The following is a 1,158-nucleotide window of genomic DNA, read 5'->3' on the forward strand; positions in this document are numbered from 1 at the left end:
GCTTAAGCGTGTCTAGACTAAAAGAACAAATTCGTTGAGCTTGTGCCATGTTTTTAAACATTTTTTCACGGTATAAATTGAGTGTAAAATTGCGCGCTATGGTAAAAATTTTAGGGAGAGGGTTAGTGCGAATTCTGGATCTATCTTCACCTTGAGTAACATCTCTAACATAGTGGACTTTATTCTCAACACCCCAATATCCACGGATACGTTTAGCAAATTCTTGGGCTGTTAAACTCAATGAAGAAATATAATAACGAGTTTCAGTAGTAACTTCAATGACATTATGGGTAAATACTTGACGTTCTGATTTAACTTGAATCAAAGTAGTAAGTCCGGGCCAAGGACGGATAGAATCAAGATTTTGACAAATACTTACATGACGCTTTTCGATTCGACCATGTCCTTTGTTGATTTGTTTAAAAGTAAATTCCGGTTTAAAATTATTTTGGACATCCTTAAATAGATTGGGCTGGTTACCTTTTAATGCTGCCAGATAATCATTTCCACTTTTAACAATTAACTCACAAGTTTTTTTTGAGTATTAATAGCATCAAAAGCAAAAACAACTCCCTTTAGAGCCAGTTTCTGAATCAAGTCTGGTAGAGCTTTAATTTCGTTGGTTTTAGCATCAACTTCAAACGGTTCTAAAATCAAGCCCCGTTCCACAATGTAAGCACTAACCAACATTATTGCTGGATGGGAATCGGAATCAGGATTATCATTTTCAATTTGATAGGAATGTTTCAGGACTTTTCCGTCTAGACCAATGGTTTCTCCAGGAACTGGTTGTACATTAAAGAACTTAGCCAGGCACCGGGAATACTGCTCAGAATTTATATGTAGTAAAGCACGACGGACAGTGCTGTAAGAAGGTAGCCTGTTTTTCGGAGGTTTGAAAAGATCAATCAACGGCTCACGGTAACTTGAAATCCAATCTCCAATTGCTAAAAATCCTTTATTCCCAGCGGCGATTGCTAAGGTAAATAGTGCTAGGCACAATGGCAGGGAATGACGCTGTCCGGCACGACGACGAGGGTCTTCTAGCTCTGCAAAGGCTTCTATAATTGGGATTTGAGACACAGTAGTAGATGGATTAGACGAAATTTGGGATATATTATACCAGATCTTGTTTATATTTAGAATGAAATAGCCCTG

The 1,158-nt window shown here is 37.8% G+C and carries 1 pseudogene; it reads right to left on the reverse strand.

The features are described from left to right. Positions 1 to 1,083 (reverse strand): annotated as a pseudogene (locus F6K49_RS54150) (ISAs1 family transposase); the annotation flags it as partial. Positions 1,084 to 1,158: the final 75 nt, after the last annotated feature.

Source organism: Moorena sp. SIO3I6 (assembly GCF_010672095.1).